Raw genomic sequence first — 25,538 nt, forward strand, 5'->3', positions numbered from 1 at the left:
CAGTCCCCCTTCTTGTTGCCGGTCCGTTCCGCTACATGAAGGGCGTGATCCCCTATCCCGCCCTCCACGCCAGCCATGGCGGCATCTGGATCGCCGATGCGGAAGGGACGCGGCCGGTCGGACGGGGCGAGGCGATCCGGGTGGCGGCGGACACGCCGGTCATCCTGCTCAATGCGCCGCTGATCGGGCAGCGGCTGGGCTATGCCGAGCTGTCGGGCCTCGACCTGCTCGAACTCTACGCCTTCCTGCATCCGGCGCGCTTCGCGGTGCCGACCCCGGCCGGACTGGCGCGCGCGGTCGATCTCTCCGCGCCCGAGCGGGACGAGGATGTCGCCGCCTTCCTGCGCGAGGCGACCGCCGCCCTGCTCGCCGTACCCGAGGGCGACTGGGCGGAGCGCGAGGGGGCGTGGTCGGCCGTGCAGTCGCTGACCCGGCTGCGCTGGCCATGGGCGCCGGTGATCGGGCCGCGTCTCGCCAAGCCGCGCACCGACGAACGCTGGCTGTTCTCGCGCCTGCCCGAATGGGAGGAGGACGCTCCCCGCCCCGCGCCGCGCACCGTGTCGCTGCAACCGGGCGAGGCGGAGGAACGGCTGGCGAAACTGACCGGCGGCGGCGCGGAGGAACGGCCCGGCCAGCGCGCCTATGCCGCCGCCGCCACCGCCGCGTTCGAGCCGCGGGTGATGCGCGATGCGCCCAATCTGGTGTTGGCGGAAGCGGGGACCGGCATCGGCAAGACGCTGGGCTATCTCGCCCCCGCCTCGCTCTGGTCGGAACGGGCGGGCGGCGCGGTGTGGATCTCCACCTTCACCAAGGCGCTGCAACGCCAGCTCGCGCAGGAGACGACGCGGCTCTATCCCGATCCGGTGCTGCGCCGCGAGCGGGTGGTGACGCGCAAGGGCCGCGAGAATTATTTGTGCCTGCTCAACCTGGAGGATGCGTTGCAGGGCGGCTTCGCCGGCCGGGCGGCGGTGCTGGCGCATCTGGTCGCGCGCTGGGCCGCCTATAGCGCGGATGGCGACATGGTCGGCGGCGACCTGCCCGGCTGGCTGCCGACGCTGTTCCGGCGCAACGGTCCGGCGGCGCTGACCGACCGGCGCGGCGAATGCGTCTATGCCGGCTGCCCGCATTACCGCAAATGCTTCATCGAACGCGCCGCGCGGGCGAGCGCGCAGGCCGACATCGTCATCGCCAACCATGCGCTGGTGATGGTCAACGCCGCGCGCGGCCGCGAGGTCGCGACCCGGCCGACCCGGTATGTCTTCGACGAGGGGCACCACCTGTTCGACGCCGCCGATTCGATGTTCGGCGTCGCGCTGACCGGCTCCGAGACGATCGAACTGCGTCGCTGGATCCTGGGGCCGGAGGCGGGCGGGCGCGGCCGGCGGCGGGGCTTGCAGGCGCGCCTGTCCGACGTCGCCAGCTACGACGATGCCGGCGCGCAGGCGATCAGCGACGCGGTCCACGCCGCGCACGGGCTGGCGGCCGATGGCTGGCTGGGCCGGCTGGCGGAGGGGCAGCCCTTCGGTCCGGTCGAGCATCTGCTCGCCGCGGTGCGCGGGCTGACCTATGCGCGCGCCGAACAGCCGGGCGATGCGGGCTACGGGCTGGAGACCGAGCTGGCCGAGCCGACCCCGGCGCTGATCGAGGCCGCCGCCCCCGCCGCCGCCGCGCTCGACGCGCTGGTCCGCCCCCTGACCGCGCTCGGCCGCCGGCTGGAGGCGGTGCTGGCCGAGGCGCCCGACTGGCTCGACACGGCGGCGCGCGCGCGGGTCGAGGGGGCGATCGCCTCGATCGGCTGGCGCGCGGAGACGGTGGCGGCGTGGCTGGCGCTGCTCGCGCGGATCGGCGGGCCAGCGGACGGCGATTTCGTCGACTGGCTTGCAGTCGACCGCGTCGAGGGGCGCGAATACGACATCGGCCTGCACCGCCGCTGGCTCGACCCGACGCGCCCGTTCGCGGAGATCGTGCTGAAGCCGGCGCATGGCGCGCTCGTCACCTCGGCGACGCTGACCGGCGGCGGCGACTGGTCGGTGGCGGAGGCGCGCACCGGCGCGCCGCATCTCGCCCGCGCCCCTGCCCGGTTCGAGGCGACCAGCCCCTTCGACTATCCCAACCGTGCCGAGGTGCTGGTCGTCACCGACGTGAAGCGCGGCGATGCCGGCGCGCTGGCCAATGCCTATGCCCGGCTGATCGTCGCGGCGGGCGGCGGCACGCTGGGGCTGTTCACCGCGATCCGGCGGCTGCGCGCGGTGCATGGCCGCATCGCCGACCGGCTGGCGCGCGAAGGGCTGGCGCTCCATGCCCAGCATGTCGACCCCATCGACACCGGCACGCTGGTCGACATCTTCCGCGACGATCCGGCCGCCTCGCTGCTCGGCACCGATGCGCTGCGCGACGGGGTCGACGTGCCGGGCGATTCGCTGCGCATGGTGGTGATGGAGGGGGTGCCCTGGCCCAAGCCGACCGTGCTCCACGCCGCGCGCAAGCTGGCCGGGGGCGGCACCGCCTATGACGACCGGATCGTGCGGGCGCGGCTGGCCCAGGCGTTCGGCCGGCTGATCCGCCGCGCCGACGATCGCGGCGCGTTCGTGATGCTGTCGGCGGCGATGCCGTCGCGGCTGCTCACCGCCTTTCCGCCCGGCGTCGCGATCGTACGCGTGACGCTCGACGAAGCGGTGGCGCGGGTCGCGGAGCGGCTTTCCACACAGGCCCGGATCGGGCATGAGGCGCCAGCCCCCCTGGAGACGCCATGAAGACGCTGACGGTGCTGCGCCACGCCAAATCGGGATGGGATGATGCCGTCGCCCGCGATTTCGACCGGCCGCTCAACCCCAAGGGGCATCGCGCCGCGCAGGTGATGGGCCGTCACCTGCGCGACCGCCACTACCGCTTCGATCGGATCGTCGCCTCGCCCGCGCAGCGCGTCGTGGAGACGCTGGCGGGGATCGCCGATGGCTATGGCCAGGCGCTGGCGATCGACTGGGACCGGCGGCTCTACCTCGCTTCGGCGGCGACCTTGCTCGACTGTATCCACGAACTGGCCGACTCCGACGACCAGGTGCTGCTGGTCGGGCATAATCCGGGGCTGGAGGATCTGGTGCTGTCGCTGGTGCCAGACGATGGCAGTGCGGCGCGCGAGGCGGTGGAGGCGAAATATCCGACCGCGACGATCGCGCGGCTGACCTGGGACGGCGACTGGTCGACGATCCGAGCGGGCGGGGCGACGCTGGACGCCTTCGTCCGCCCCCGCGACCTGGACCCCAGCCTGGGTCCGGACGAATTCTGAGTCGATTCGTCATGGCGAGCGTAGCGAAGCCATGACGGGTTAAGGGGTGTTGCCGCAGTCAAACCTTCGCCCGGGCGACATTGCGCCGGGTGTCATAGTCGGATAGAACAGCCTGGTGTCCTGGAATCCCCCGTTGCGTCCCGACCATCACGACCCCGATCGTCCGCGATTCTGGCCCGATGCGCCCGTCGACCGCACCAGCCCCTTCGATGCCGCGCGCGACCGCGAGGAGCCCGAATGGGCCCCCTATCACCGCGATCCCGACTTCGAACCGCGCCGGAGCCGCATCCGCTGGGGCCGCTGGATCGTCCGCGGGATCGCCGCGGGCATCGTGCTGCTGGTCCTCGCCATCGCCTGGCTGGCGCTGACCGCGCCGCTCAACAAGTCGCTCAAACCCCCGACGCCGCCCTCGATCACGCTGACCGCCGAGGACGGCACCCCGATCGCCCGGCGCGGCGCGGTGATCGGCGCGCCCGTCGACGCCGCCAAGCTGCCGTCGCACGTCACCCAGGCATTCCTGGCGATCGAGGACCGGCGCTTCTATTCGCACTGGGGCATCGACCCGCGCGGCATCCTGCGCGCGGCCTGGGCCAATGTCGGATCGGGCGGGGTGCGCCAGGGCGGCAGCACGATCACCCAGCAGCTCGCCAAGAACGCCTTTCTCGATTCCGATCGCACCGCCGCGCGCAAGATCCGCGAAGTGCTGATCGCCTTCTGGCTGGAGGCGTGGCTGTCCAAGGACGAGATCCTGTCGCGCTACCTGTCGAACGTCTATTTCGGCGACAACACCTATGGCCTGACGGCGGCGGCGCGCCATTATTTCGGACGGTCGCCGGACAGGCTGAACGTCGGCCAGGCAGCGATGCTCGCCGGGCTGGTCAAGGCGCCGTCGCGCCTCGCCCCCACCTCCAACCTGAAGGGCGCCCGCGCGCGCGAGATGGTGGTGGTGCGCGCGATGGAGGATGCCGGCTTCCTCACCCCGCGCGAGGCGGACCGGGTGCAGCCGCAGCGCGTGCTGTCCAGCCCGCCGGGCCAGATCCCGACCGGCACCTATTTCGCCGACTGGGTGCTGCCCGAGGCGCGCGACAAGGCGGGCGAGATCGCGACCGAGACGACGGTCAAGACCACCCTCGACCCGCGCCTGCAACGCGACGCGGAACGCGCGATCCGCTCGGCGGGGCTGCGCCAGGCGCAGGCGGCGCTGGTGGCGATGCGGCCCGACGGGCGCGTCGTCGCGATGGTCGGCGGCCGCGATTATGGCAAGAGCCCGTTCAATCGCGCCACCCAGGCGCGCCGCCAGCCGGGCTCGACCTTCAAGCTGTTCGTCTATCTGGCGGCGATGCGCGCCGGCATGACGCCCGATTCGATGGTCGACGATAGCCCGGTCGAGATCGCCGGGTGGAAGCCGCGTAACGACGACGGCCGCTATCTCGGCCAGATCAGCCTGATCCGCGCCTTCGCCCGCTCGTCCAACGTCGCCGCCGCGCGGCTGACCCAGGAGGTCGGCGTCAAGTCGGTGATCCAGGCGGCGCGCGACCTGGGCATCTCCACCCCCATCCCCAACGAGGCGACGATCGGGCTGGGCACGGCCGAGGTGTCGCTGCTGGAGATGACCGCCGCCTATGCCGCGATCGCCAATGGCCGCTATCCGGTCACTCCGCGCGGCATCGAGAAGGTCGACGACAAGCCCTGGTACCAGCAGATCACCGGCGGCACCCGCGCCATTCCGGAGAAGGTGCGCCAGGAGATGATGCGCCTGCTCAATTCCTCGCTGCGCGGCACGGGGCGCGAGGCGGTGCTGACCGTCGACGCCTATGGCAAGACGGGCACGTCGCAGGACAGCCGCGACGCCTGGTTCATCGGCTTCGCGGGCGACCTGGTGGTCGGCGTCTGGGTCGGCAACGACGACAACAGCCCCAATCCCGGCCTGCATGGCGGCGGCGTGCCGGCGCGCATCTGGCGCGACTTCCTGCAATCGGCGCTCGACATCGCGCCCGTCGCCCGCGCCGCGCCGGTCGAGGAGGCTGCGCCGGTGGAGGACGGCGTCCAGGGCTATATCGACAATGCGATCGGCCAGTACATGCCCGATGCCGAGATATTGCAGGACCAGGCGGAGCGCATGGGGCTGGACATGCGCCGGGGCGAAGACGGCTCGATCACCGTCGGCCCGCGCCGCCCCCGCCCACCCCGCGAGGAGGATCGTCGCGGCCCGGACGAGCGCTACGGGCCGCCGCCGGGGGATGAGGAAGAATAAGGGCTATGGGCCGGGCGGAGCGCTGGGGCTGGATGGTCTGCCTGATCGGCTTTGCGACCGGGGCATTCAACCATGCACGCGACTTCGCCGCCTGGGGCTGGCGCCCCTATAGCTGGGGTGGGCCGATGCTGGAGGCATTCTGGACGGCGCTGCTTCCGCTCGACCTGCTGGTCGTGGTGCTGATCCTGTCCCGCCGACGTCGCGCCGGGCTCATGCTCCCGGTGGCGATCATGGTCGTCGATGTGGCGGCAAACGGGTTTGCCACATGGCGGTTCGGCGTGACCGCCTTTGCCCTGTCCTTGCCGATTCAGGCCTGTTTTCTCGGTTATCTGCTTGGCGCACTGCCCTTTCTTTGGCGAGGCAAACCGCGCGGCTGATCGCCCGCCGCTGGACAGCGCCGCCGCCCCTCCCTATTTGCGCCGCCGTCGCGTGCGCCTCTTTCGGGTTTCCGGCCGCCGCGCTTCCCTTCCGAGCCCGCGACGAACAGGAGTGCCGCATGGCGTGGCTCATCCTCGGCATTGCCGTGGTGACGGAAATCATCTGGGCGCTGAGCCTGAAATGGGCGGCGACACAAGCAACATGGGCCGCCTCGGCGGTGCCGATCACCTTGAGTTTCCTCAACATGGGCCTGCTGGCGCTGGCGATGCGCGGGCTGCCGGCGGGCACCGCCTATGCGGTATGGACGGGCCTGGGCGCGGTCGGCGTCACCCTGTTCGGGGTCATCCTGTTCGGCGAGAGGATCAACCCGGTGCAGGTCGGCTTCATCGCCCTCGTCATCATCGGCGTCATGGGCACCAAGTTCTTCGCCACCGCCTGAGCGCCGTCGCCGTATGGGACGCAGGCGAAGACGCGGAGAGCGGACCGGCGCGCGCCGGGCAAGACACCCGTCCGCGCCGCCGCGCCGCCGCGCCGCCGCGTGCCCCGCTCAGGCCGCGCGCAGACGCGGCGCGGCCTCGTCGCGACGCAGCGTCAGCACCTCGACGCCGCCGCGCACCACCGCGACCGTGTGTTCGAACTGGGCGGACAGCTTGCCGTCCTGGGTCACCACCGTCCAGCCATCCGCCTCGGTCGCAACGCGGCGGGTGCCCTGGTTGACCATCGGCTCGACCGTGAAGACCATCCCCTCGACCAGGCGCGGACCGCTGCCCGGCCGGCCGAAGTTCAGCACCTGCGGCGCCTCGTGCATCTCGCGGCCGATGCCATGGCCGCAATATTCGCGCACCACCGAATAGCCATGGCTCTTGGCGTGACGCTCGATCGCCGCGCCGATATCACCCAGATGCGCGCCCGGCCGGACCGCGCCGATCCCCTTCCACATCGCCTCCTGCGCCACCCGGACCAGCCGGCGCGTCGCGGGCGCCACCGGGCCGACCATATAGGTCTTGCTGGAGTCGGCGATGAAGCCGTTCTTCTCCAGCGTGATGTCCAGGTTGATGATGTCGCCGTCGCGGATGATCACGGCCGCATCGGGCACGCCGTGGCAGACGACCTGGTTGATCGAGCAGTTCAGGACATATTCGAAGCCGTACTGCCCCTTGCTGGCCGGCCGCGCCGCCAGGTCATGGGTGATGAACCGGTCGACCAGGTCGTTGACCTGCAGGGTCGACAGTCCGGCGAGCGACTGCGCGTCGAGCATCTCGAACACCGAGGCGAGCAGCCGGCCGGAGGTCCGCATCAGCTCCAGTTCGTCGGGCGTCTTCACCATGTCAGGCGGCCACCGCGACCGGGCGCACGTTGGCGGCGGCATATTCGGCCTGGACGATCTCGTTGAACGAACGGGTCGGGTTCGCCTCCGCCAGCATCCCGATCTTCATCCAGAACTCGGCCTGCGCGTTGATCGAGCGGCACATCACCACGCTCGCGCGCCGCGCCTCCTCGTGCAGCGCCTCGTCGATCTTCACGATACCCATTCCCGATTCTCCAAATCCGATACGGATCATATACGTTTCATATGTCCTGACGTCAAAGTCCTGAACGCATGACAGAATCGTTGACGGAACGCGTGCGCCTGACCCAGAGCACCGGCCATGCGCTTCTTCTCCGACAACGCCGCCCCCGTTCACCCCGCCGTGCTGGCCGCGATGGCGGAGGCGAACACGCTCGACACCGCCTATGACGGCGATCGCTGGTCGCGCGGCCTGGATGACCGGCTGTCGACGCTGTTCGAGACGCCGGTGCGCGCGCTCTGGGTGCCGACCGGCACCGCCGCCAATTGCCTGGCGCTGGCGGCGCTCTGCCCACCCTATGCCGGCGTGATCTGCCACCGCGACGCGCATATCCAGAATGACGAGGGCGGCGCGCCCGAATTCTACACGCACGGCGCCAAGCTGATGCTGGCGGAAGGCGTGGGCGCGAAGCTGACGCCGGAGACGATCGCGACGCTCGCCGACAGCATCGCCAACGACGTGCATCGCGTGCAGCCGCATGCGGTGTCGCTCACCAACGCCACCGAATATGGCCTGGTCTATCGCCCGGACGAGGTCGCGGCGATCGGCGCGCTGTGCCGGGCGCGCGGCTGGCGGCTGCACATGGACGGGGCGCGCTTCGCCAATGCGGTGGCGAGCACCGGCTGCACCCCCGCCGAGGTGACCTGGCGCGCGGGCGTGGAGGCTCTGTCCTTCGGCTTCGTCAAGAATGGCGCGATGTCGGCGGAGGCGCTGGTCTTCTTCGACCCCGGCCTGGCGGAAGCGACCCTGCGCCGCCGCAAGCGTGCCGGGCTGCTGATGTCCAAGGGCCGCTATCTCGCCGCGCAGATCCACGCGATGCTCGACGACGACCTGTGGATCGCCAATGGCCGCGCCGCCAACGCGCGCGCCGCGACGATCGGCGCGGCGGCGGGCGACCGGCTGGTCCATCCGGTCGAGGCGAACGAAGTCTTCCTGCGCGCCACCCCCGCCGAGGCCGCGATGCTCCGCGCCCGAGGCTTCGACTTCTACGACTGGGCGGCGGGCGAGGTCCGGCTGGTCACCGCCTGGGACAGCGACGCGGGCCATGTCGCCGCACTGGCCGAGGCGATCGCCGCGCTATGATGGCGCGGCCGCAGTCGACGCGCGCACGCATCCTGGTCCCGTTCGCGATCGTCACGCTGATCTGGGGGTCGACCTGGCTGGTGATCCGCGACCAGATCAGCGTGGTGCCGGCGAGCTGGTCGGTCACCTATCGCTTCCTGATCGCCGGCCTCGCCATGTTCGCCTTCGCGCGCGCCAAGGGGGAGCGGGTGCGGCTGGACGGCGCCGGCTGGCTGTTCGCGGCGGCGATCGGCACGCTGCAATTCGTGCTCAACTTCAACTTCGTCTACCGGGCGGAGGCGTTCATCACCTCCGGCTTGGTGGCGGTGGTGTTCGCGCTGCTGCTGGTGCCCAACGCGCTGCTCGCGCGTCTTTTCCTGGGACAAAGGCTGGGGCGGCAGCTGCTGGTCGGCTCCGGCATCGCGATGGCGGGCGTCGCGCTGCTGTTCGTGCACGAGGTGCGCAGCGACCCGCACGGCCCCGCCACCGCGCTGACCGGGATCGGTTGGACGCTGCTCGCCATCCTGTCCGCATCCAGCGCCAATGTGCTCCAGGCGACGCCGACCGCGAAACGCTATCCGATGCTGCCGACGCTGGCGGTGGCGATGCTGATCGGCGCGGGGCTGGACGCGGTGTTCGCGTTCCTGACCGTCGGGCCGCCGGTCGTCGAGATGCGGATCGGCTATCTGCTCGGCATCCTCTATCTGGCGCTCTTCGCCTCCGCCCTCGCCTTCCCGCTCTATTATGGCGTGCTGCGCGTGATCGGCCCGGCCAAGGCGGCCTATAGCAGCGTCATCGTGCCCGTGATCGCGATGCTGTTGTCGACCCTGTTCGAAAACTACCGCTGGTCGCCGCTGGCGGCCGGCGGCGCGGCGCTTGCCGGGGCGGGACTGGTCGTGGCGCTGACCGCGCGCAGGCCGGCGCGGTAATCGGGATAGGCGGGCGTCCAGCCCAGCACGCGTTTGGCCTTGCCGTTCGCCACCAGCCGCCGCTCCGCATAGAAGCCGCGCGCCATGCGCGGCAGCGCCTCGATCGGTCGCACCGGCGGCGCGGGCATCCCCAGCAGGGCGGCGGCATATTCGGTGACGGCATTGGGCGAGACGGGATGGTCGTCGGTCAGATTATAGGCCCCCGGCGGCGCGTCGAACCCGGCGATCACCCCCGACACGATATCGTCGACATGGACGCGGCTGAACAGATTGTCGGCATCGGTGCGGTGCGCCGTCCCCGCCCGCACCCGGTCGAGCGGCGAGCGGCCGGGGCCGTAGATGCCGGGCAGGCGGAACACATGCGCCCCGCGGGCCAGCCAGTCCGCATCGGCGGCGGCGCGAGCGGAGCGGCGGCCGGTGCCGGTCGGCGCGGTCTCGTCCACCCAGCCGCCCCCCGCATCGCCATACACGCCGGTCGACGACAGATAGCCGAGCCACCGGCCCGCCAGCCCGCCGCCATAGCGCGCCAGCACCGGGTCGCCCGCATCCTCGTCCGGCGGGATCGAGGCCAGGACATGGCTGGCCGCCGCCAGCGCCGGCCGCACCGCGTCCACGTCGTCGAACCGCAGGCTCCCGTCGCGCCCGTCGCGGGTGGTGCCGATCACCACCCAGCCCTCAGCCGTAAGCCGCGCCGCCAGTCGCCCGGCGCTATAGCCCAGGCCGAAGACCAGCAGCCGCCGGCCGCTCATCCGGCCAGGCTCTTCGAGGCCTGTTCGAACAGATCCTTGGACAGGCCCGGCTGGGCGACGATCCGCTCCAGCTCGGCGCGCATCAGCGCGGCGCGCGGCGCATCGAACCGCCGCCAGCGGCCGAGCGGCGGCAGCAGCTTGGCGGCGGTCTGCGGGTTCAGCCGGTCGAGCTGGAGGAGCTGGTCGGCCAGGAAGCGATAGCCGGCGCCGTCCGCCCGGTTGAACGCGCGCTGGTTGACCCCGAACGCGCCGACGAGCGCGCGGGCGCGGTTGGGATTGGCCAGGGTGAAGTCCGGATGCCGGGCCAGCGCCACCACCGCGTCGGCCGCATCGTCGCGGGTCGATAACGCCTGGGTCTGGAACCATTTGTCGATGACCAGGCTGTTGCCGGCATAGCGGCGGTAGAAGGCGTCCAGCGCCGCTGGCCGCTCGGCGAAATCGCCATTGGCCAGGGTGTTCAGCGCCGCCTGTCGATCGGTCATATTGTCCGCCGCCTCGAACTGCCGCCAGGCCAGCGCGCCGACTTCGGGCGCGCCCGACGCCGCGAGATAGCCGAGCGCCACATTGCGCAGCCGGCGCTTGCCCTTGGCCTCGGGCGAATAGACATAGCCACCCTGCGCGTTGGCGGCGTAAAGATGCGCCCAGCGATCGTGCAACGCCCCGCCCAGCGCGCGACGCAGCGCCTCGCGCGCCTGGTGGATCGCCTCCGGGTCGACCTCGGCGAGCTGGTCGCCGACGAACGCCTCGGACGGCAAGAGCACCGCCTCCGCCACGAAGGCGCGGTCGAGCTCGGGATCGTCCAGCGTGTTGGCGACCGCATCGACCACCGCCTGGTGCCGGTCCTCGCCCGAGATGGTGGCGGCGACCAGGGTGTCGAGCATCAGCTGCTGCATCGCCTCGTACCGGGCGAAGGGATCGTCGTCCTGCGCCGACAGGAAGGCGAGGTCGGCGGCGCTGCGATCGCTCTCGACCACCACGGGCGCGGAGAAGCCGCGGTTGATCGACAGCACCGGCCGCTCGGTCACCGCCTCGAACACCAGCGTCTCGTCGGCCTCGTCGAGCAGCACCAGCCGCTCCTCGGTCAGCGGGCGGCCGGTCTCCGCGCCGAACAGGCGGAGCTTGAGCGGCAGGACCATCGGCGCCTTGATCGGCTGGCCCGGCGTCGCCGGCACATGCTGCGCGAGGCGCAACGTCGCCCGGCCGCCCCCCGCGCTGTGCAACAGGCTGGCGGAGAGGCGCGGCGTGCCTGCCTGGCTGTACCACAGGCGGAAGCGCGACAGGTCGCGCCCGCTCGCCCGCTCCATGCAGCGCACGAAGTCCTCGCAGGTCGCCGCCGTGCCGTCGAATTCGCGGAAATACAGGTCAGTGGCGGCGCGGAAATCGGTCGGTCCCAGGATGGTCGCCATCATCCGGATCAGCTCGGCGCCCTTGTTGTAGATGGTCGCCGTGTAGAAGTTGTTGATCTCCTGATAGGCCTCGGGCCGCACCGGATGCGCCAGCGGGCCGGCATCCTCGGGGAACTGGCTGGCGCGCAGGCCGCGCACATCCTCGATCCGCTTGACCGCCGCCGATCCCTGGTCGGCCGAGAAACTCTGGTCGCGATAGACGGTGAAGCCTTCCTTCAGCGAGAGCTGGAACCAGTCGCGGCAGGTGATCCGGTTACCGGTCCAATTGTGGAAATATTCATGCGCCACGACCGCCGCGATCGCGTCATAGTCGTAATCGGTGGCGGTGTCGGGATCGGCGAGGATGTAGCGGCTGTTGAAGATGTTCAGCCCCTTGTTCTCCATCGCGCCGAAGTTGAAGTCGTCGACGGCGACGATGTTGAACACGTCCAGGTCATATTCGCGGCCATAGACGCGCTCGTCCCAGGCCATCGACAGCTTCAGGGCATGGAGCGCATGGTCGGTCCGCGGCAGGTCGGTGGCGCGCACCCAGATTCCGAGTTCCACCGCGCGGCCGGACTGGGTGGTGAACGACCCGCGATTGACCGCCAGCTCGCCCGCGACCAGCGCGAAGAGATAGCTGGGCTTGGGAAAGGGATCGTTCCATTCGGCCCAGTGGCGGCCATCGTCCTGCACGCCGCTCGCCACCGGATCGCCGTTCGACAGCAGCACCGGATAACGCGCCCGGTCCGCCGTCATCCGCACCGAGTAGCGGCTGAGCACGTCGGGCCGGTCGGGGAAATAGGTGATGCGGCGGAAACCCTCCGCCTCGCATTGCGTGCAGAGGATGCCGCCGCTGGCGTAGAGGCCCATCAACTGCGTGTTGCGGTCGGGCGCGATCGTCACCTCGGTCTCGACGACATGCGCGTCACCCGCCAGCGGCACGATCAACGTCTCGCCCTCCAGCGCCCAGTCGTCGACCGCCACGCCATCGACGCGCACCGCCTGCACCGCCTGCCCAGCGCCGTCCAGCCGCAACGGGCCGGCATCCGCGCCGTTGCGCGTCACGGTCAGCGTCGCATGGACGCGAGTCGCGGCGGGATCGAGGTCGAAATCCAGTCGCGTCTCGGGCACCATCCAGGCGGGCGGGCGGTAATCGCCCCGGCGGATCGTCTGGGGCGCGGCGAGGCTGTTGGGCATGTCCATGCCCCTGTTATAGTCGGCGCGCGCGATGGTTCCATCGCCTTGCGTCAGGCTTGCGACGCCGCCTCGCTGTGATAGTCACGAGCGACACCAGTTAGGGATTGAGGATGCACGTTTTTCCGGCCGCGCTTCTGGCGATGGCGCTTTCCACCACCGCCCTGGCGCAGACCGTGCCGCCAGCGACCCGGGCCGCCCCTGCCCCGATCGCCGCCCCGACCAAGCCCGAGCCGCCCAAGCCCGAGCCGACCAACCCCGATCCGGCCGCGATCAACGCGCGGCTCGCCGCGCCGCTGCCGGCCGACCAGGCCGCGATGAAGGCCCATGTCCTGTTCCTCGCGTCCGACGCGATGAAGGGGCGCGAGGCCGGCAGCCCGGAATTCGACATCGCCGCGCAGTATGTCGCCGCGCAATTCTATGCCGCCGGCCTGCGTCCGGGCGGCGACCGGGGCGACTATCTGCAGCGCGTGCCGCTGGTCCGCTACAAGGCGGAGGGCCAGGGCCGCTTCGTGCTGACGCCGTCCAAGGGACAGCCCCAGCCGCTGGTGTTCGGCCAGGACTATATCCCCGCCGCCGACGCGACGCACCGGGAAGCCAGCCTGTCCGCGCCGGTCGTCTTTGTCGGCCAGGGCATCGACGCCCCGCAATATGGCCATGACGACTTCAAGGGCGTGGATGTGCGCGGCAAGATCGTGCTGTTCTTCGCCGGCGCGCCCGCGCGCTTCGGCGGCGAGGAACGCGCCTTTTTCGGCTCCCCCCAGACCAAGCTGCGCACCGCCGCCGCGCATGGCGCGGTCGGCGCGATCCAGCTCGCCAGCGCGACGCTGACCCCGGAAGCGATGGCCAAGCTGGCGGAGACGTACGATCGCGCGCGCATGACCTGGGCCCGGCCCGACGGCACCGGCAATGGCGAGCCGATCGCGATGCTGGGCACGCTGGGCCCGGCCGGCGCCGCCAAGCTGTTCGCCGGCGCCAGAACGCCGTGGAGCAAGATCGTCGCCCAGGCCGCGAAGCCGGCGCCCCGCTATCGTCCGGTCGCGCTGCCGGGCACGCTGGCGGTCACGACGAGGACCAGCATCACCCCGGCCGAGAGCAGCAACGTCGTCGGGCTGGTCCCCGGCAGCGATCCGGCGCTGAAGGACCAGGTCGTGGTCTTGTCGGCGCATCTCGACCATATCGGCGTCGGCACCCCGGTGAATGGCGACGCGATCAACAATGGCGCGCTGGACAATGCCATCGGCATCGCCAGCCTGATCGAGGAGGCGCGCCGCTTCAAGACCGACGGCACCGCCCCCAAGCGCACTGTGATGTTCCTGGCGGTGACCGGCGAGGAGAAGGGACTGGTCGGCTCCGACTATTTCGTCAACCACCCGACCGTGCCGCTCGGAACCATCGTCGCCGACGTCAACCTCGACATGCCGATCCTGCTCTATCCGTTTGAGGACATGATCGTCTACGGCGCCGACCGCTCGACCCTGGGGCCGATCGTGCGCCGCGCGGTGAACAGCGCCGGCGTCGACCTGTCGCCCGACCCGATGCCGGAACAGGGCATCTTCGTCCGTTCCGACCATTTCCGCTTCGTCCAGAAGGGCATCCCCTCGGTCTTCCTGTGGCCGGGACAGAAGGGGCCGGGCAAGGCCGCGGTGGAGCATTTCATGTCCACCAACTACCACAAGCCGTCCGACGACCTGACCCAGCCGATCCTATGGGACCAGGGGGTGCGCTTCGTCGACGTCAACTACCGCATCGCGCGCGAGATCGCCGATGGCGCGCAGCGGCCGCTGTGGAACCGCGACGACTATTTCGGGCGATTGTACAAGGGTGCGACCGCGGCGAAGTGAGGCCCTTCCTGTTCCCCGGCGAAGGCCGGGGAACGAAGAGGAAGCGCGGCCACCCTCAACCGTCCCGGAACCGCGCCGCGCGCTTCTCCATGTTCGCCATCACCTGCTCGCGCTGGTTGGCGGTGCCGAGCAGCCGGGCCTGTTCGTCGCTCTCGGCGCGCAGGATCGTCGCCGCGTCACCGTCCGCGGCGACTGCGAACAGGCGCTTGGCGGCGCGGATCGCATCCGGGTTGCGGCCGGCGATGGCCCGGCACAGCGCCTGCGCCTCCGCCAGCGGATCGGCGGCGACGCGCGTCGCGAAGCCCAGCGCCACCGCCTCCGCCCCGTCGAACTCGCGCGCGGTATAGGTGCATTCGCGCAGCACGTCGTCGCGCACCGTCCCCCGCCACAGCGCGAAACCGGCCATGTCCGGCACGATCCCCCAGTGCAGCTCGCGCACCGACAGCCGGGCATCGCCTGCGACCAGCCGGACGTCCGCGCCGCTCGCGACCTGAAGGCCGCCGCCCAGCACCACGCCGTGCAGCGCCGCGACCACCGGCTGGGGTAGCGTCCGCCACCCCCAGGCGACCTGCTGCGCCAGATTGGCGAGACCATGGGTCCGCTCGGCGGTCAGCAATCCGCCGGTTCCGCCCGCCTGCATCCCCGCCATGCCCGCCATCGCCGCCATGTCGAGTCCGGCGCAAAACCCCCGCCCCTCGCCCGACAAGAGGACGCAGCGCACGTCGCTGGCCCCGGCCAGCCGCTCGATCGCCGCCGCCAGCGCCTCGAACATCGCCGGATCGAGCGCGTTCAGCTTGTCGCCCCGCGCCAGCCGGACATGCGCGATCCCCTCCGCGATGGTCAGTGCGACCCGATCGGTCATGGCCTCCTCCTCTCCTGCCTCCGGGTGAGTGTGGCGCGGCGGCCCGCCGGTGTCGAGGGGCCCCGCCAGTGCTTGCGCCCGACCGCCCGGCCCGCTTACCACAGCGGCATGACCGCGTTCGATCCCGCCCGCTTCACCCGGCTGGACCAGTATGGCCATGGTGGCCGGCTGGGCATCCGCTACCACGCCAAGGCGGAGGACTGGGTGGAGCTCGCCCTGCCCTATGCCGCCGACCAGGTCGGCGACCCCTCGACCGGCGTCCTGGCGTCCGGCCCGATCGTCACGCTGATGGACATGGCGACCAGCATGGCGGTGTGGACCCGGCGCGGCGTCTTCGCGCCGCATGCGACGCTCGACCTGCGCGTCGATTATTGCCGCCCGGCCACGCCCGGCGAGACGGTGATCGGGCGCGGCGAATGCTATCGGCTGGCGCGCGCGGTCGCGTTCGTGCGCGGCATCGCCTATCATCGGGACCCCGCCGACCCGATCGCGCATGTCGCCGGCACCTTCATGCTCATGGACGCTCCGGCGAAGCAGGCCCGGGCATGACCCCACCGCCCTACGCCGCGCTGCTCGGCATTGCGATCGAAGCGGAAGGCGACGGACCGCCCGTGCTGCTGCTGCCGTTCGGCGAGCCGGTCCTTGGCCGACCCGGCTTCGTCCATGGCGGCGCGATCGCCGGCCTCCTGGAGATGGCGGCGATCGCCGCGCTCGACCAGGCCTTGCAGGCCGAGGGCGGCGGCCGGATCAAGCCGATCACGGTGACGGTCGACTATATGCGCGGCGGTCGCGAGCGACCGACCCGCGGCGTCGGCACGGTCACTCGGCTGGGCACCCGGATCGCCAATGTCGAGGCCGTCGCCTGGCAGGACGACCGCGCCCGGCCGATCGCGGCGGCGCGGCTCAACTACCTGATCGAGCGGCCCTGACGCCGCCGGTCAGACGCGCGGTCGCCCCTTCAGCTCGTCGCGGATCTCGCGCAGCAGCGTAACGTCGGCCGGCTCGACCGGCGCGGCGACCTCGGGCTTGGGCATCAGCTTGTTCACCGAGCGCACGATCAGGAAGATGATGAAGGCGACGATCAGGAAATTGACCGCCTGGGTGATGAACTCGCCATATCCGAGCAGCGGCACGCCCGCCTTCTTCAGGGCGGCATAGTCGGTCGAGCCTCGCAGCGCCGCCGGCACCGGCCCCAGGGTCAGGAAGTAGCTGGAGAAGTCCAGGCCCCCGAAGATCTTGCCGATCACCGGCATCAGCACATCCTCGGTCAGCGAGGTCACGATCCGGCCGAACGCCGCGCCGATGATGACGGCGACCGCCAGGTCCAGGACATTGCCGCGTGCGATGAACGCCTTGAATTCCTTGAGCATCGTGGCTCCCCTTGCACCAAATCCTGATCTGGAGCGTAGTCGTCGAAACCCTCTTCGCCAAGCGATACGGGTGTCCTATATGGGTAGGACAGATTGAGGAGGCTCCATGTCGCGTCGTTTCGTGCCGGTCATTCCCGCCCTGGTGGCGGCCGCTGCCCTGTCGGGCTGCGGAATCAACAGCATCCCGACCGCCGAGGAGAATGCCAAGGCGCGCTGGGCGGACGTGCAGAACCAGTATCAGCGCCGTGCCGACCTGATCCCCAACCTGGTGTCGACGGTGAAGGCCGCCGGCGCGCAGGAGAAGGACATCCTGACCGAGGTGACGCGCGCCCGCGCCGCCGCCAACCAGGTGCGCCTCAGCGGCGACGACCTGACCGATCCGGCCAAGCTGGCCAATTTCGAGCGGGCGCAGAGCGCGGTGACGCTCAACCTGCAGCGCCTGCAGGAGGCCTATCCGGAGCTGAAGAGCCAGGGCAACTACACCACGCTGATGAGCCAGCTCGAAGGCACCGAGAACCGGATCAGCATCGCCCGCCAGGACTACAACACGGCGGTACAGGCCTATAACACCCGCATCCGCACCTTCCCCGACGCGGTCGGCGCGCGCATCTTCTACGACGCCAAGCCGATCGTGCCGTTCAGCGCGACCACGCCGGGCGCGGACACCGCGCCGACGGTCAATTTCGGGAATGCGAGCTGACCGGCATGGTGCGCTGGCTGGCGGCGTTCCTCCTGTTGCTCACCGCGCAGGTCGCGGTGGCACAGACCTTCCCCAAGTTCACGGGGCTGGTGGTCGACCAGGCGAATGTCCTGTCGCCGGCCGAGCGCGCCGCGCTGACGCAGAAGCTGGAGGCACTGCAACGCGACACCAAGCGGCAGCTGGTCGTGGTGACGGTGCCGGACACGCAGGGCTACCCCTTGTCCGACTATGGTTATCGGCTTGGCCGGGCCTGGGGCGTCGGTTTGGGCGACGTGAACAACGGCGCGATCCTGTTGCTCGCGCCGGGCAACCCCGCCGGCCAGCGCGGCCCCCGGATCGAGGTGGGGCGCGGGCTGGAGCCGATCCTGACCGACGCCCTGTCCAGCGTCATCATCTACCAGACGATGTTGCCGCTGATCCGCGACGACAAGGTGCCGCAGGCGATCGAAGCCGGCGCCGACCAGATCATCCAACAGCTGCGCGCCAGTCCGGACGAGGCCAAGGCCCGGACCGACGCCGCCATCGCCCGGTTCGACCGCGAGCATCGCCGAAGTCCCTCGGGCAGCGGCGGCGTGCCGGTGGCGCTGGTCTTTTGGCTGATCATCCTCGCCTTCGTCGTGCTGCCTATGATCTTCCGGCGCGGCGGTCGTGGTCGGCGCTATCGCCGCGGCCCATGGGATGACCGGTCGGACGATTCCGGTTCGGCCCTGCCCATCGTGCTGTGGGGCATCGCCAACGAGATCGGCCGCTCCCGGGGTGGCGGCTGGGGCGGTGGCTCCGGCTGGGGCGGCGGCGGCGATGGCGGCGGCTCCGACGGTAGCTGGGGCGGTGGCGGCTTCACCGGCGGCGGCGGCGGCGATTTCGGGGGCGGCGGCGCCTCGGGAGACTGGTGATGCGGCTGAGCGACACGGACCGCGCCAAGGTCGCGGCGGCGGTGACCGCGGCGGAGGCGCGCACCAATGGCGAGATCGTGCCGATCGTGGCCGTCCAGTCCGACGCCTATCACGACGTCGCGCTGCATTGGGCGGTGCTGGCGATGCTGCTGGTGCTGGCGCTGCTGGCGGCGATCCCCGGCGCGGCGGAGGCGCTGCACGGCCTGATCGCCAGCCCCTGGGACGGACCGCCGCCGGCGGCCTCGCTGTTCCTGGTCGGGCTGGTCGCGACCACCATCGCCTTCCTGCTGGTGCGGCTGCTGCTCGTTTCCACGCCCATGCGGCTGGCCCTCACCCCGCGCGCGACCAGGGCGCGGCGGGTGCGGCGGCGCGCCCTGCTGCTGTTCCGGACGGCGGTCGAGTCGCGCACGCGGGGGGCAACGGGCGTCCTCCTCTATCTGTCGCTGGCCGAACATCGCGCCGAGCTGGTCGCCGACGCGCCCATCCACAGCCGCGTCGCGCCGGAAATATGGGGCGAGGCGATGGCCGTCTTGATCGCGGCGGTGAAGGACGACCGGCCCGGCGACGGCATGGCGGCGGCGATCGAGCGGATCGGTGCGGTGCTGGCGGAGCATTTTCCGCGTGACGCCGAGGACATCAACGAACTGCCGGATCGGGTGATCGAAATATGAGCGAGTTGAAGTGGCAGGGCCGGTTCCTCACCGTGCGCCAGCAGGGAAGCTGGGAATATGCCGAGCGCCAGGGCCAGATCGGCGCGGCGGTGATCGTCGCGCTCGACGGCGAGGACATCATCCTGGTCGAGCAATATCGCATCCCGGTCGGCAAGCGCTGCCTGGAACTGCCCGCCGGGCTGGTCGGCGACGAAACCGCCGGCGAATCGACTGCGGTGGCGGCGCGGCGCGAACTGGAGGAGGAAACCGGCTACCGGGCCGACACGGTCGAGGACCTGGGCCTCTTCTACTCCTCGCCGGGCATGACCTCGGAGAGCTTCACCGTGGTGCGCGCCACCGGCCTGACGCGGGTCGGCGAGGGTGGCGGATCGCCCGAGGAGGACATCACCGTCCATCGCGTGCCGCTCGCCACGGTGCCGGGCTTCCTGCGCGAGAAGCGGGCCGCAGGGCTGGGGATCGATGCCAAAATCCTGTTGTTGCTGGATCTGGCGACACTGTAGGCTGATTCCCCCTAACTGTTCCCCGGCGAAGGCCGGGGCCCAGTTGGGAAGGCAGGTGTAATGGAGCGCTGCGCGCCGTTACCGACGTCTCCCAACTGGCCCCGGCCTTCGCCGGGGAACAGGAGAAGGGAAACCGTTCACCCGCGATCAGCGGAAATTGTCGGCGTACGCCTGCAATTTCAGCGTCTTCTTCGGCGCGGGCACGACGGTGTAGTCATGCCCCTCGCGCTCGCAATGCGCGATCGCGGCTTCCAGCGTCGGGAAGAGCAGGCGGATCTGGTCGCGCGTGTCGCCGCTGCCGGCCCAGCCGGTCAGCGGGTCGGCGTGCTTGGGCTCGGCCGGCTCGAATTCGAGCTGCCACTGGTCGGTCCGGGCCCGGCCGGACTGCATGGAATTCTTCGGGCGCTGGAAGATGCGTGCGGTTGCCATGGCGCGCTTCCTACCGTGAACCGGCGGCTCTTGCATCCGCCTTTTTGGTGCGCAGCGTCGCCGGGGCGGCGGCAGGATCGTCGGGCCAGGGATGGCGCGGGTAGCGGCCACGCATCTCGCGCGCGACATCGGCCCAGCTTCCCGCCCAGAAGCCGGGCAGGTCGCGCGTCGTCTGGATCGGCCGGCCGGCGGGCGAGGTCAGCGACAGGACCAGCGGCACCCGCGCCTCGCCCACCGTCGGATGCACCGCCAGCCCGAACAAGGCCTGGGGCCGCAGCTCGACGCGCGGGCCGCCCTCGGCGGCATAGTCGATCGCATGGGTGGAGCCGGCCGGGCTGGTGAAATGCGGCGGGGCGAGCCGGTCGATGCGGCGCAGCGCGTCCCAGCCGATCACGCCCCGGATCGCCTCGGTCAGTTCGCCGGACGGGATTTGGTCGAGCCGGCGGCGACCCGCGAGGAGCGGCGGCAGCCACGTGTCGAGCCGCTCGACCAACCCCGTGGATACGTCCAGCCCGGCATAGGCGGCGCGGTCGCGGAGCTGGCGGGCGCCCTCGCTCCAGGTCAAGCGATCGAGGCCATGTGCCCGCACCCCCTCGACCAGCGCGGCGACGATCGCCTGCGGGTCGGCGCCGCTGTCCGGTCCCGATTGCAGCCGCAGCGCGCCCAGCCGGCGTTCGCGCAGCGTCTGCACGCCGCCGGTATCGGGGTCGAAGCGGACGGTGCGCACCGTCTCGATCTTGTCGGCGAACAGCGTCTCGATCGTGAGGAGGTCGGTCGCGGCGGCGGCGAGGATCCGCGCGCCGGACGCCGCGCCTTGCGTCTCCGCCACCGCCAGCCATTCGGCGCGGGCGAGCGGGCTGGCGGGATCGAGCCGGAAGCCGCGCCCGCCGACCGAAGCCCAGCTTTCCCCCGACGTGTCGCGCCGCCGCGCCACCCGGTCGGGGAAGGCGAGCGCGATGCAGGCCGCTTCCGCCCCCGGCGTGTCGGCCGCCGGCCCCGCCCCGCCCTGTCGGTCGGCGACCATCTTCGCCCAGCGCTGCGCCAGTTTCCGCGCCGCCTCCGCCTTGCTGCCGCGCTCGCTGCGCCAGCGGCGGCGGCGCACCTCCAGATCGGCGTCGAGGCCGCCGGTGCCGCGTTCGGACAGCAGCACCGCCACCTCCGCCGCGACCGGCCCCAGGCCATGTCCGGCGGCGACCGCCAGCATATGCGCCAGGCGCGGTGGCATCGGCATGGCGGCGATGCGGCGGCCATGCGCGGTCGGCCGGCCGTCGCCGTCGATCGCGTCCAGCGCCCGCAGCCGGCCGCGCGCCTCGTCCACGGCGGCGGCGGGGGGCGGGTCGAGCCACAACAGGTCGCGCGGATCGCGCACGCCCCAGATCCCGCAGGCCAGCACCAGGCCGGACAGGTCCGCCTCGACGATCTCGGGCGGGTCGAAGCGCGGTAGACCGGCGGTCGCCGCCTCCTCCCAAAGGCGATAGGCGACGCCCGGCCCCTGGCGCGCGGCGCGGCCGGCGCGCTGCGTCACCGCCGCCTGGCTGGCCCGCTCGGTCACCAGCCGCGTCATCCCCGCCGCCCGGTCGTAGCGGGGGCGGCGCGCCAGCCCCGAATCGACCACCACGCGGATGCCGTCCAGCGTCAGGCTGGTCTCGGCGATGCCGGTGGCCAGCACGACCTTGCGGTCCGGGGAGGGCCGGATCGCGGCGCGCTGCTCGGCGGGGTCGAGGCTGCCGTGCAGCCGGTGGAGCATCACCCCCTCCGGCAGCGAGTCGAGCCGCTCGGCCACCCGCTCGATCTCGGCGACGCCGGGCAGGAAGGCGAGCACGCCGCCCTCTTCGTCGCGCAACGCCTGGCGGATCGCGCCGGCCACCGCATCCTCCACCCGCCGGGTCGCGTCGCGGCCGAGATGGCGCAGCGTCAGCGGATAGCTTCGCCCCTCGCTCTCGATCACCGGCGCGCCCGCCAGCAGCGTGGCGAAGCGCGCACCGTCCAGCGTCGCCGACATGGCGACAATGCGAAGGTCCGGCCGCAAGCCCGCCTGCGCGTCGAGCGCCAGCGCCAGACCGAAATCGCCGTCCAGATTGCGCTCGTGCACTTCGTCGAACAGCACCGCCGATACCCCCGCCAGTTCGGGATCGGCCTGGATGCGCGCGACGAAGATGCCCTCGGTCACCACTGTCACGCGCGTCGCGGCGGAGCGACGGCTGTCCATCCGCGTCGCATAGCCGAAACGCTGCCCAACCGGCTCCCCCGCCAGGTCCGCCATCCGCTCCGCCGCCGCCCGCGCCGCAAGTCGGCGCGGCGACAGCAGCAGGATCTCGCCCGTGCACCATGGCTCGGCGAGCAGGGCGGGCGCGACCGCCGTGGTCTTGCCGGCGCCGGGCGGCGCGACCAGCACCGCGTTCGGGCAGTCGCGCAGCGCCTGGAGCAGGTCGGGCAGCACGGCTTCGATCGGCAGGGCAGTCATGCGGCGGCCGTTCGCGAAGGGGAGTCGATGCGGCGGTCGGATGGATAGGCGTGCGGCATGGCCTTTCCTTGCCACAAAGCGATGCGACAGGCGCGCCTAACCGGTCCATGTGCCGTCGCGCCTTCCGACTTTGTCGAAACCATTCGGAACGAGTATCATAAACATTGGAAATCAAAGCCTAAGTAAGAACTCACCTAGATCTTCGTTAAAATTACGTAGTCTCCCGGAATTTACGGTTAATAATTCATTTGTATTCCTTCAGCAGTAACGAAGAATTGTTGCGGCTTTTGGGGGTTGAACCGTGAGGACATTGACGAAGCTGTCACTTGCAGGTGCATTTCTATCTATCGCAGCACCTTCCATGGCTGCGGTCCTGCCGGCGACATTGACCGTCGACGGCCCGACCCGAAACGACCCCCAGATCGCGAATGATGGCATTTTCCCTGCCGTCGGCACCGAATGGAATCTTTCCAATTCCGTGCAATTTGGCCCTAATCTTCTAGGACGCAATACGAATTTGACGTATTCCTTTGCGGAATTGAGCAGCGTTACCGGAATCAATATGATCGCCGACGGGAATGACTATTACACCTTCTCGTTCTTCAACGGCGGCACGCTCAGCCGCTATTTTGAATTTTCGCCTTATAACGGCGGTCTCCTGCAAAGCTTCAGGACGGATCTCGCCCCGACGCTGGCGACCCGCGTGGTCGTCACCGGCCGCGCCGGCGACCAGCTCTACAGCATCGGCGAGGTGCAATTCTCCGGCACCGTCGCCGCCGTTCCCGGACCCGCCACCTGGGCGATGATGATGGTCGGCTTCGCCATGCTCGGCGCATCGGCGCGCTATCGTCGCCGTGCGACGCGGGCTGTCTTCGCCTGATGACCGTTCCTCGCTGTTGAGCGACGCCGCCGTTCCGGGGGGAGCGGCGGCGTTTCGTTATGCGAGGATGACGCCCGGATGACGGAGCCGACAGTTTCGCCCCATCGCTTTCCGCGATAAAAGGCGAGCGTGAGCGGACATCATCATCATCACGGCCATGGACATGATCATGCGCATGGCCATGCCCATGGCCACGGCCATTCGCACGCCCCCGCCAATTTCGACCGCGCCTTCGCGATCGGGATCACGATCAACATCCTCTATGTGCTGGGCGAGGCGGCGGCGGGGCTGTGGACCGGGTCGGTCGCGCTGCTGGCGGACGCCGGCCACAATCTGTCGGACGTGCTGGGGCTGGCGGTCGCCTGGGGCGGCGCGACGCTGGCGCGGACGCCGCCGACCAAGCGCTTCACCTATGGGCTGAAGGGGTCGACGATCCTGGCGGCGCTGGCCAATGCGCTGCTCTTGATGATCGCCCTGGGCGCGATCGTGCTGGAGGCGGCGCAGCGGTTCGATGCGCCGCCGCCGCTGGCCGGGCTGACCGTGTCGATGGTCGCGGGGCTGGGCATCGCGGTCAACGCCGTCACCGCCTGGCTGTTCGCGGGCGGGCGGCATGGCGACGTCAATATCCGCGGTGCCTATCTGCACATGCTGGGCGACGCGGCGGTCTCGGCCGGAGTGGTCGCGGCGGGCGTGGTGATCTGGTGGACGGGGATCGGATGGATCGACCCGCTGGTCAGCATCGTCATCGCCGCCTTGATCTTCTGGCAGACCTGGGGCCTGCTGCGCGAAACGGTGGAGATGTCGCTGGCCGCGGTGCCGCGCGGCATCGATTACGACCGGGTCCAGGCGGCGCTGCTCGCGCTCGATGGCGTGACGGCGGTGCACGACCTCCACATCTGGCCGATGTCGACGACCGAGCCGGTGCTGACCGCGCATCTCGTGATGCCCGCCGGCCCTCCCGGCGACGCCTTTCTCGACCGCGTGCACGGCGTGCTGAAGGACCGGTTCGGGATCGGCCATGCGACCCTGCAGGTCGAATCCGGCGACGCGATGCGCCACCACCACGTCTGCTGAGCGCGCTCAGCGCTCGACCAGCGCCAGCGCCGCCGCCGCGATGTCGCGCGGCGGCCTGAGCGCGCCGTTGCTGATGGTCGGCAGCGTCGCCCAGCGGCCGATCAGCGCGTCGCCGCCCGCCACCATCGCCGCATAATTGGCGCGTACCCGCTGCTGCAGCGCCTGGTCCGCCTCATAGGCGTCGAAGGTCGCGTCGGTGTAGCTGCGCTGGCGCTTGCGGCGGATCAGGTCGCGCGCCACCTCGGCCGGCGTATCGAGATAGATGGAGAGGTCGGGACGCGGCAGGCCGAACTGCGTCACCTCCAGCCGCGCGATCCAGTCCATCAGCCCGGCCGCCTCCCCGGCCGGCACCTGCGCCGCCTGATACGCCATGTTGGAGGCGATGTAGCGGTCGAACACCACCAGTTCGTGCCCGGCGGCCGCGGTGGCGATCGCCGCCGCCGATTCGAACCGGTCGAGCGCGTAGAGCACCGCCGCCGCGCGCGGCGAGGCGGCATGGGGCAGCCGTCCGGCCAGATAATCGCCCAGCACATGGCCGCCGATCGTATCGGCATAGCGCGGAAAGGACAGCAGCGTGGCGCTGCGCCCGGCCTCTCGCGCCAGCGCGACGATCTCCGCCGCGGTGGTCGCCTTGCCCGCGCCGTCGCCGCCCTCGATCGCCAGCAGGAAACCGGTCATGCCGGCGTCTGCGCCTGCGACTGGTGGCGCGCGTGGTGGCGGATCACCTCGTCGATGATGAAGCGCAGGAACTTCTCGGAGAATTCCGGATCGAGCTGCGCCTCTTCGGCCAGCCGGCGGAGCCGCGCGATCTGCCGCTCCTCGCGCCCCGGGTCGGCGGGGGGCAGGCCCTTCTCCGCCTTGTAGACGCCGACCGCCTGGGTGACGCGGAACCGCTCCGCCAGCATGCACACCAGCGCCGCGTCGATATTGTCGATCGACTGGCGATATCCGCTCAACACATCGTCGCTGACGGTCGGGGCCGGGGATGACGTCGGGGCTTGGTTCATGGGGCTCGGGCTCCTTCCGTCGCCCTTTGCGGGATG

25 protein-coding genes and 1 pseudogene are annotated in these 25,538 nt (G+C 70.7%); 16 read left to right on the forward strand and 10 right to left on the reverse strand.

The features are described 5' to 3' along the window. Positions 1-35: 35 nt before the first annotated feature. From GGQ96_RS10660 to GGQ96_RS10680, 5 genes are all read left to right on the forward strand, one after another. The gene (locus tag GGQ96_RS10660; RefSeq protein ID WP_184115070.1) at positions 36-2,753 is read left to right on the forward strand and encodes an ATP-dependent DNA helicase; all 2,718 of its coding nucleotides are present in this window, start codon (positions 36-38) and stop codon (positions 2,751-2,753) included. After that, a complete protein-coding gene (locus GGQ96_RS10665) occupies positions 2,750-3,286 on the forward strand; it encodes a SixA phosphatase family protein (RefSeq protein ID WP_184114456.1) in 537 nt (178 codons plus the stop codon). The genes GGQ96_RS10660 and GGQ96_RS10665 overlap by 4 nt, the downstream gene beginning before the upstream one ends. 115 nt (positions 3,287-3,401) lie before the next feature. Further along, the gene (locus tag GGQ96_RS10670; RefSeq protein WP_343059005.1) at positions 3,402-5,540 is read left to right on the forward strand and encodes a transglycosylase domain-containing protein; all 2,139 of its coding nucleotides are present in this window, start codon (positions 3,402-3,404) and stop codon (positions 5,538-5,540) included. Between the two features lie 5 nt (positions 5,541-5,545). Then, entirely contained in the window at positions 5,546-5,917 is a 372-nt protein-coding gene (locus tag GGQ96_RS10675; RefSeq protein ID WP_184114458.1) for a hypothetical protein, read from the forward strand. Between the two features lie 119 nt (positions 5,918-6,036). Next, entirely contained in the window at positions 6,037-6,357 is a 321-nt protein-coding gene (locus GGQ96_RS10680; protein ID WP_184114460.1) for a DMT family transporter, read from the forward strand. Positions 6,358-6,465: 108 nt separating this feature from the next. Here GGQ96_RS10680 and map read toward each other — a convergent pair whose 3' ends face one another. Both map and GGQ96_RS10690 read right to left on the reverse strand, forming a co-directional pair. Further along, entirely contained in the window at positions 6,466-7,245 is a 780-nt protein-coding gene (gene map, locus GGQ96_RS10685) for a type I methionyl aminopeptidase (RefSeq protein WP_184114462.1), read from the reverse strand. Between the two features lies 1 nt (position 7,246). Then, a complete protein-coding gene (locus tag GGQ96_RS10690) occupies positions 7,247-7,450 on the reverse strand; it encodes a ParD-like family protein (protein WP_184114464.1) in 204 nt (67 codons plus the stop codon). 117 nt (positions 7,451-7,567) lie between these two features. Between GGQ96_RS10690 and GGQ96_RS10695 the strand changes: the two genes are divergently transcribed. Further along, positions 7,568-8,569 (forward strand): threonine aldolase family protein, encoded by a 1,002-nt coding sequence (locus GGQ96_RS10695; RefSeq protein ID WP_184114466.1) that lies wholly within the window; start codon positions 7,568-7,570, stop codon positions 8,567-8,569. Then, positions 8,566-9,477, forward strand: coding sequence for a DMT family transporter (locus GGQ96_RS10700; protein WP_184114467.1), 912 nt, complete (start codon positions 8,566-8,568; stop codon positions 9,475-9,477). Before GGQ96_RS10695 ends, GGQ96_RS10700 begins: the two co-directional genes overlap by 4 nt. On the opposite strand, the gene GGQ96_RS10705 is transcribed toward GGQ96_RS10700, so the two are convergent. Further along, positions 9,387-10,226: a Rossmann-fold NAD(P)-binding domain-containing protein gene (locus GGQ96_RS10705; protein WP_184114468.1), complete on the reverse strand. Its 840-nt coding sequence runs from the start codon at positions 10,224-10,226 to the stop codon at positions 9,387-9,389. The genes GGQ96_RS10700 and GGQ96_RS10705 overlap by 91 nt on opposite strands. Next, on the reverse strand, positions 10,223-12,817 hold the full coding sequence (gene pepN / locus GGQ96_RS10710) for an aminopeptidase N (protein WP_184114469.1): 2,595 nt from the start codon (positions 12,815-12,817) through the stop codon (positions 10,223-10,225). The genes GGQ96_RS10705 and pepN overlap by 4 nt, the downstream gene beginning before the upstream one ends. Before the next feature lie 104 nt (positions 12,818-12,921). On the opposite strand from pepN, the gene GGQ96_RS10715 reads away from it, so the two are divergent. Continuing rightward, positions 12,922-14,652, forward strand: a complete 1,731-nt coding sequence (locus GGQ96_RS10715; RefSeq protein WP_246360429.1) for a M28 family metallopeptidase — start codon at positions 12,922-12,924, stop codon at positions 14,650-14,652. Positions 14,653-14,707: 55 nt separating this feature from the next. Here GGQ96_RS10715 and GGQ96_RS10720 read toward each other — a convergent pair whose 3' ends face one another. After that, positions 14,708-15,514: a crotonase/enoyl-CoA hydratase family protein gene (locus GGQ96_RS10720; RefSeq protein ID WP_184114470.1), complete on the reverse strand. Its 807-nt coding sequence runs from the start codon at positions 15,512-15,514 to the stop codon at positions 14,708-14,710. 108 nt (positions 15,515-15,622) lie between these two features. On the opposite strand from GGQ96_RS10720, the gene GGQ96_RS10725 reads away from it, so the two are divergent. Together GGQ96_RS10725 and GGQ96_RS10730 are read left to right on the forward strand one after the other, a co-directional pair. Beyond that, positions 15,623-16,063, forward strand: a complete 441-nt coding sequence (locus tag GGQ96_RS10725) for a PaaI family thioesterase (protein ID WP_184114471.1) — start codon at positions 15,623-15,625, stop codon at positions 16,061-16,063. Beyond that, complete coding sequence (locus GGQ96_RS10730; protein WP_184114472.1) at positions 16,060-16,443, forward strand: PaaI family thioesterase; 384 nt, start codon at positions 16,060-16,062, stop codon at positions 16,441-16,443. The genes GGQ96_RS10725 and GGQ96_RS10730 overlap by 4 nt, the downstream gene beginning before the upstream one ends. Positions 16,444-16,452: 9 nt before the next feature. Here GGQ96_RS10730 and mscL read toward each other — a convergent pair whose 3' ends face one another. Continuing rightward, positions 16,453-16,884, reverse strand: coding sequence for a large conductance mechanosensitive channel protein MscL (gene mscL / locus GGQ96_RS10735; protein ID WP_184114473.1), 432 nt, complete (start codon positions 16,882-16,884; stop codon positions 16,453-16,455). A 106-nt stretch (positions 16,885-16,990) separates the two neighbouring features. Here mscL and GGQ96_RS10740 point away from each other — a divergent pair, with 106 nt between their 5' ends. From GGQ96_RS10740 to GGQ96_RS10755, 4 genes are read left to right on the forward strand one after another with little or no spacing between them, the layout of a single operon-like run. Further along, on the forward strand, positions 16,991-17,584 hold the full coding sequence (locus tag GGQ96_RS10740) for a LemA family protein (protein WP_184114475.1): 594 nt from the start codon (positions 16,991-16,993) through the stop codon (positions 17,582-17,584). 5 nt (positions 17,585-17,589) lie between these two features. Next, entirely contained in the window at positions 17,590-18,477 is an 888-nt protein-coding gene (locus GGQ96_RS10745) for a TPM domain-containing protein (protein WP_184114477.1), read from the forward strand. Then, positions 18,477-19,148: a TPM domain-containing protein gene (locus tag GGQ96_RS10750; RefSeq protein ID WP_184114479.1), complete on the forward strand. Its 672-nt coding sequence runs from the start codon at positions 18,477-18,479 to the stop codon at positions 19,146-19,148. The genes GGQ96_RS10745 and GGQ96_RS10750 overlap by 1 nt, the downstream gene beginning before the upstream one ends. Further along, complete coding sequence (locus GGQ96_RS10755; RefSeq protein ID WP_184114481.1) at positions 19,145-19,648, forward strand: NUDIX hydrolase; 504 nt, start codon at positions 19,145-19,147, stop codon at positions 19,646-19,648. The genes GGQ96_RS10750 and GGQ96_RS10755 overlap by 4 nt, the downstream gene beginning before the upstream one ends. A 147-nt stretch (positions 19,649-19,795) precedes the next feature. On the opposite strand, the gene GGQ96_RS10760 is transcribed toward GGQ96_RS10755, so the two are convergent. Continuing rightward, positions 19,796-20,077: an ETC complex I subunit gene (locus tag GGQ96_RS10760; protein WP_184114483.1), complete on the reverse strand. Its 282-nt coding sequence runs from the start codon at positions 20,075-20,077 to the stop codon at positions 19,796-19,798. Positions 20,078-20,087: 10 nt separating this feature from the next. Then, positions 20,088-22,541: an ATP-dependent helicase HrpB gene (gene hrpB / locus GGQ96_RS10765; RefSeq protein ID WP_184114485.1), complete on the reverse strand. Its 2,454-nt coding sequence runs from the start codon at positions 22,539-22,541 to the stop codon at positions 20,088-20,090. A gap of 769 nt (positions 22,542-23,310) precedes the next feature. Here hrpB and GGQ96_RS21840 point away from each other — a divergent pair. Then, positions 23,311-23,421: pseudogene (locus tag GGQ96_RS21840) on the forward strand (PEPxxWA-CTERM sorting domain-containing protein); the annotation flags it as partial. A 129-nt stretch (positions 23,422-23,550) separates the two neighbouring features. Then, positions 23,551-24,495, forward strand: a complete 945-nt coding sequence (locus GGQ96_RS10775) for a cation diffusion facilitator family transporter (RefSeq protein WP_184114489.1) — start codon at positions 23,551-23,553, stop codon at positions 24,493-24,495. A 6-nt stretch (positions 24,496-24,501) separates the two neighbouring features. Here GGQ96_RS10775 and GGQ96_RS10780 read toward each other — a convergent pair whose 3' ends face one another. Both GGQ96_RS10780 and GGQ96_RS10785 read right to left on the reverse strand, forming a co-directional pair. Beyond that, on the reverse strand, positions 24,502-25,173 hold the full coding sequence (locus GGQ96_RS10780) for a nucleoside/nucleotide kinase family protein (RefSeq protein ID WP_184114491.1): 672 nt from the start codon (positions 25,171-25,173) through the stop codon (positions 24,502-24,504). Beyond that, a complete protein-coding gene (locus GGQ96_RS10785; protein WP_184114493.1) occupies positions 25,170-25,502 on the reverse strand; it encodes a chorismate mutase in 333 nt (110 codons plus the stop codon). The genes GGQ96_RS10780 and GGQ96_RS10785 overlap by 4 nt, the downstream gene beginning before the upstream one ends. Positions 25,503-25,538: the final 36 nt, after the last annotated feature.

Origin of the sequence: Sphingomonas abaci (genome assembly GCF_014199625.1) — a bacterium.
GTDB classification, from domain to species: Bacteria; Pseudomonadota; Alphaproteobacteria; order Sphingomonadales; family Sphingomonadaceae; genus Sphingomonas; species Sphingomonas abaci.

Excerpts from the sequence above, each read along its gene's own strand:
- GGQ96_RS10660 (WP_184115070.1), top strand. The coding sequence starts at position 36 with ATGAAGGGCGTGATCCCCTATCCCGCCCTCCACGCCAGCCATGGCGGC.
- GGQ96_RS10665 (WP_184114456.1), top strand. The coding sequence starts at position 2,750 with ATGAAGACGCTGACGGTGCTGCGCCACGCCAAATCGGGATGGGATGAT.
- GGQ96_RS10675 (WP_184114458.1), top strand. The coding sequence starts at position 5,546 with ATGGGCCGGGCGGAGCGCTGGGGCTGGATGGTCTGCCTGATCGGCTTT.
- GGQ96_RS10680 (WP_184114460.1), top strand. The coding sequence starts at position 6,037 with ATGGCGTGGCTCATCCTCGGCATTGCCGTGGTGACGGAAATCATCTGG.
- map (WP_184114462.1), bottom strand. The coding sequence starts at position 7,245 with ATGGTGAAGACGCCCGACGAACTGGAGCTGATGCGGACCTCCGGCCGG.
- GGQ96_RS10690 (WP_184114464.1), bottom strand. The coding sequence starts at position 7,450 with ATGGGTATCGTGAAGATCGACGAGGCGCTGCACGAGGAGGCGCGGCGC.
- GGQ96_RS10695 (WP_184114466.1), top strand. The coding sequence starts at position 7,568 with ATGCGCTTCTTCTCCGACAACGCCGCCCCCGTTCACCCCGCCGTGCTG.
- GGQ96_RS10700 (WP_184114467.1), top strand. The coding sequence starts at position 8,566 with ATGATGGCGCGGCCGCAGTCGACGCGCGCACGCATCCTGGTCCCGTTC.
- GGQ96_RS10705 (WP_184114468.1), bottom strand. The coding sequence starts at position 10,226 with ATGAGCGGCCGGCGGCTGCTGGTCTTCGGCCTGGGCTATAGCGCCGGG.
- pepN (WP_184114469.1), bottom strand. The coding sequence starts at position 12,817 with ATGGACATGCCCAACAGCCTCGCCGCGCCCCAGACGATCCGCCGGGGC.
- GGQ96_RS10715 (WP_246360429.1), top strand. The coding sequence starts at position 12,922 with ATGCACGTTTTTCCGGCCGCGCTTCTGGCGATGGCGCTTTCCACCACC.
- GGQ96_RS10720 (WP_184114470.1), bottom strand. The coding sequence starts at position 15,514 with ATGACCGATCGGGTCGCACTGACCATCGCGGAGGGGATCGCGCATGTC.
- GGQ96_RS10725 (WP_184114471.1), top strand. The coding sequence starts at position 15,623 with ATGACCGCGTTCGATCCCGCCCGCTTCACCCGGCTGGACCAGTATGGC.
- GGQ96_RS10730 (WP_184114472.1), top strand. The coding sequence starts at position 16,060 with ATGACCCCACCGCCCTACGCCGCGCTGCTCGGCATTGCGATCGAAGCG.
- mscL (WP_184114473.1), bottom strand. The coding sequence starts at position 16,884 with ATGCTCAAGGAATTCAAGGCGTTCATCGCACGCGGCAATGTCCTGGAC.
- GGQ96_RS10740 (WP_184114475.1), top strand. The coding sequence starts at position 16,991 with ATGTCGCGTCGTTTCGTGCCGGTCATTCCCGCCCTGGTGGCGGCCGCT.
- GGQ96_RS10745 (WP_184114477.1), top strand. The coding sequence starts at position 17,590 with ATGGTGCGCTGGCTGGCGGCGTTCCTCCTGTTGCTCACCGCGCAGGTC.
- GGQ96_RS10750 (WP_184114479.1), top strand. The coding sequence starts at position 18,477 with ATGCGGCTGAGCGACACGGACCGCGCCAAGGTCGCGGCGGCGGTGACC.
- GGQ96_RS10755 (WP_184114481.1), top strand. The coding sequence starts at position 19,145 with ATGAGCGAGTTGAAGTGGCAGGGCCGGTTCCTCACCGTGCGCCAGCAG.
- GGQ96_RS10760 (WP_184114483.1), bottom strand. The coding sequence starts at position 20,077 with ATGGCAACCGCACGCATCTTCCAGCGCCCGAAGAATTCCATGCAGTCC.
- hrpB (WP_184114485.1), bottom strand. The coding sequence starts at position 22,541 with ATGACTGCCCTGCCGATCGAAGCCGTGCTGCCCGACCTGCTCCAGGCG.
- GGQ96_RS10780 (WP_184114491.1), bottom strand. The coding sequence starts at position 25,173 with ATGACCGGTTTCCTGCTGGCGATCGAGGGCGGCGACGGCGCGGGCAAG.
- GGQ96_RS10785 (WP_184114493.1), bottom strand. The coding sequence starts at position 25,502 with ATGAACCAAGCCCCGACGTCATCCCCGGCCCCGACCGTCAGCGACGAT.